Genomic DNA, 3,159 nt, shown 5'->3' with positions numbered 1-3,159 from the left:
CCATGACCTGCATCAGCTGTTTCTGGTCTTCCTTGGGCAGACTGGCTGCCACTGCCGCCAGCAATGCTTTCTGTTCTTCCGGCGGCAGGCTGCCCCCGGCGGAAAGTTTTTCTCCATACTCCAGAAAAACATCCAGCCGTTCCATGCCGTTTTTCCCCTTTGCCTGTTCCGCTGCTTCCCGCAGCAATTTCAGCCGTTCCTCTCCCAATGCCTGTACTTCCGGCGTGTCCCATGTGCTCATTTCCGTTCCTCCCGTCCCATTAGTTCTCTCACATCCATCATTTTCAGCAAGGTTTCCATCCGATTTCCTTCCTCCGGCGGCAAATAAGCCCGCACCGCCCCCAACAGTTTCCTTCTGCGCAGGGCCGGCGGTTCCTCCTGCTTCTGCCGCATTTCCAGCAGGCCGCCGTCCAGCACCCGCCGCATTTCCATCAGCCGTACAATGATATATATCTCCTTCTGGTATTCCCGATCCAAGAAAGGGATCGCCGCCGAGATCATGTTTTCCCTTTTGCTACGGGCAAAAATATCGCCCCCTTCTCTGACCTCCGCAGGGACTGTCTGCACCACAGGCTTTGCCGTCCCCATCAGGCGCTTCAGCCGCTCCATCCGCTGCAGCATCTGCAAGGCATCCTGCCCCTGTTCTCCCATCAGGGCAGAAAGCATCTCCATACTGTTTTTTTCCGCCATCTGCTATCCGCTCCTTTTTTCTTCTGAAACAAAGATATGCCCAAAAGTCCCCAAAAATACGTTTTTACATACCTTGATAAAGAAAGGAGATGCTCGCCATGCTTTTAAAACAGCGGCTTTTTGCCGCAGAAAAAATCTTTCGACCCAACAAGGCCCCTCTCGCGATCGCCTTTCTGGATACAGGCATTTCTCCCGTGGCCGATTTCACCCATCCCCAGAACCGTATCATTGCTTTTCTGGATCTGGTAGATGGAAAAACCGCACCTTACGATGATAACGGTCACGGCACCCATGTCACGGGATTTTCCCGAAAAAGGGAAAAGACCTCCTTCCGCGAGGGAAGAAGGTCTTTGGGGAGTTCAATATGAGCTACATCTGATTGGGAACAGATGAAGGTCATCGAATATCAGCCATAATAATGGAACATACAAAGCGCTGTCATCAAAATGATGCCGCAGTCCAGCAGACTTTGCAGAATTTTTTTCGAAATACTCATATCGATCCACTCCTTGGAGAAGCTTTTAACAATTATATCAGAATGTCTTAACCAAGCATATTAGGCAAGAACATAGAGATAGCGGGAATGTAAGTGATTGCCAGCAATGTTGCGATCATCAGACCCAGGAAAGGAATGATACCCTTGATCACATTGTCCAGCGTGGTTTCGCCTACACGGGATGCTACAAACAGGTTTACGCCCAGTGGAGGTGTGATAAAGCCGATTGCCAGGTTAACTACCATGATGATACCGAAGTGTGTGATGTCAACACCCATAGCTGTAACAACAGGATACAGGATGGGAGCCAGGATCATGATAGCACACAGTGTTTCCATGAAGCAGCCAACGATCAGCAGCAGTACGTTGATCAGCAGCAGGATAACGATCTTGGAATCTGTCAGAGCCAGCATTGCAGATGCTACTGTAGTAGGGATACGGCCCAGTGTCAGGACTTTGGAGAAACCTGCAGCACAGCCGATAACGATCAGAATAGAAGCTGTTGTTTCACAAGCATTTCTTGTAACATTCAGCAGTTTTTTCAGATCCAGTTCTTTGTAGATGAAGCAGCCTACTACCAGAGAGTAGATTACGGATACAGCCGCTGCTTCTGTTGGTGTGAAGATACCGCCATAGATACCACCCAGAATGATTACAGGAGACAGAATCGCCCAGAAACCTTCCTTCAGTTCATGCAGTGCTCTCTTTGCAGAGAAGGGTTCATCGTCACCTTTGTAACCCATTTTCTTTGCATAGAAGTAGGAATATGCAATCAGTACCAGACCGATCAGGATACCGGGTACGAAGCCGGCCAGGAACAGTGTGGATACGGAGCTGTTTGTTGTTACCGCATAGATAACCATGGGGATGGAAGGAGGAATGATAACACCGATGGAACCGGCAGCTGCGATCAGTGCCAGTACGAATTTTTTATCATAGCCTTTTTCCAGCATAGTGGGAACGACCATACCGCCTACAGCCGCTACAGTTGCAGGGCCGGAACCGGAGATCGCCGCAAAGAACATACATACAACAACGGTTACGATCGCCAGACCACCCTGAATTCTGCCGAAGAATACGGATGCCAGATTCAGCAGTCTCTTAGAGATACCGCCGCCGCCCATCAGTTCACCGGCAAAGATGAAGAAGGGAATGGCCATGGTAGGGAAAGAGTCACAGCCGGTTACCATGTTCTGTGCGATAAAGCCGGGTGTCAGCTGGCCTGTATAAAGGATATAACCCAGAGATGCAATACCCAGAGAGAAACCAATGGGAACGGTCAGCACCAGGGAAACGATCAGTGTCAGAAATACTACTGCAGCAATTGTACCTGTCATGCTTCAGCCACCTCCTCAGTATTGTTTTTCAGATTTCTTACTTTCTGCACGATTGTCTGGATCTGACGGATCGCTGTCAGGCCCAGACCGATCATAGGTGCCGCATAAACGAACTGCATAGGGATACCCATGGCAGGAGACATCTGACCGGACCATGCAATTTTGTGGAATACTGTTACGCCTGTGACAGCGATGAAGATGGAGAATGCCAGAACAATGATTTCGCTCAGGATCTCAACATAAGGACGCAGTTTTTTGGGATACAGATTGATAGCCGCGTCGATACGGATGTGTTTCTGTCTTCTGGCTGTAAAACTTACGGAGAAGTATACCAGCCATACGAACATATATCTTGCCAGCTCTTCAGACCATGTCAGAGAGTTCTGGAATACATAACGCATGATAACCTGAATGAAAATGATGATGGACATCGCAAAAATCAGTGGAACGATGATGAATTCTTCCAGGTTGTCCCAAATTTTTTTCAACATTATTTTTCCTCCCCTTTCCTATTAACCTTCAGCAGGGAATTTTACTTTCGCTTTTTCAACTTCGCTGTACAGCAGGTCTACAACAGAAGGATCTTTTACTTTTTTGTAAGCCAGATCTTTCAGGTCTGTACAAGCAGCCTTGAAT

General features: G+C 48.4%; 5 protein-coding genes. 1 reads left to right on the top strand and 4 read right to left on the bottom strand.

Annotated elements, in window-relative coordinates:
• Together ACJMLT_RS02505 and ACJMLT_RS02500 are read right to left on the bottom strand one after the other, a co-directional pair.
• Nucleotides 1–241 (bottom strand): hypothetical protein (locus tag ACJMLT_RS02505; RefSeq protein ID WP_405726096.1); only part of this gene is annotated, 241 nt, incomplete at its 3' end.
• Complete coding sequence (locus ACJMLT_RS02500) at nucleotides 238–690, bottom strand: hypothetical protein (protein WP_405726093.1); 453 nt, start codon at nucleotides 688–690, stop codon at nucleotides 238–240. The genes ACJMLT_RS02500 and ACJMLT_RS02505, both read right to left, overlap by 4 nt.
• 98 nt (nucleotides 691–788) lie before the next feature.
• Between ACJMLT_RS02500 and ACJMLT_RS02495 the strand changes: the two genes are divergently transcribed.
• Complete coding sequence (locus ACJMLT_RS02495) at nucleotides 789–1,058, top strand: hypothetical protein (RefSeq protein WP_405726090.1); 270 nt, start codon at nucleotides 789–791, stop codon at nucleotides 1,056–1,058.
• A gap of 175 nt (nucleotides 1,059–1,233) precedes the next feature.
• Here ACJMLT_RS02495 and ACJMLT_RS02490 read toward each other — a convergent pair whose 3' ends face one another.
• Both ACJMLT_RS02490 and ACJMLT_RS02485 read right to left on the bottom strand, forming a co-directional pair.
• A complete protein-coding gene (locus tag ACJMLT_RS02490; RefSeq protein WP_405726087.1) occupies nucleotides 1,234–2,523 on the bottom strand; it encodes a TRAP transporter large permease in 1,290 nt (429 codons plus the stop codon).
• The gene (locus ACJMLT_RS02485) at nucleotides 2,520–3,014 is read right to left on the bottom strand and encodes a TRAP transporter small permease (RefSeq protein WP_405726084.1); all 495 of its coding nucleotides are present in this window, start codon (nucleotides 3,012–3,014) and stop codon (nucleotides 2,520–2,522) included. Before ACJMLT_RS02485 ends, ACJMLT_RS02490 begins: the two co-directional genes overlap by 4 nt.
• Nucleotides 3,015–3,159: the final 145 nt, after the last annotated feature.

Origin of the sequence: Anaerotignum sp. (genome assembly GCF_045122575.1) — a bacterium.
Lineage (GTDB): Bacteria > Bacillota > Clostridia > Lachnospirales > Anaerotignaceae > Anaerotignum_A.
Note: the sequence above shows the minus strand (reverse complement) of the source record. Positions and strands in the feature narration are given on the sequence as shown.

Excerpts from the sequence above, each read along its gene's own strand:
- ACJMLT_RS02485 (WP_405726084.1), bottom strand. The coding sequence starts at position 3,014 with ATGTTGAAAAAAATTTGGGACAACCTGGAAGAATTCATCATCGTTCCA.
- ACJMLT_RS02490 (WP_405726087.1), bottom strand. The coding sequence starts at position 2,523 with ATGACAGGTACAATTGCTGCAGTAGTATTTCTGACACTGATCGTTTCC.
- ACJMLT_RS02495 (WP_405726090.1), top strand. The coding sequence starts at position 789 with ATGCTTTTAAAACAGCGGCTTTTTGCCGCAGAAAAAATCTTTCGACCC.
- ACJMLT_RS02500 (WP_405726093.1), bottom strand. The coding sequence starts at position 690 with ATGGCGGAAAAAAACAGTATGGAGATGCTTTCTGCCCTGATGGGAGAA.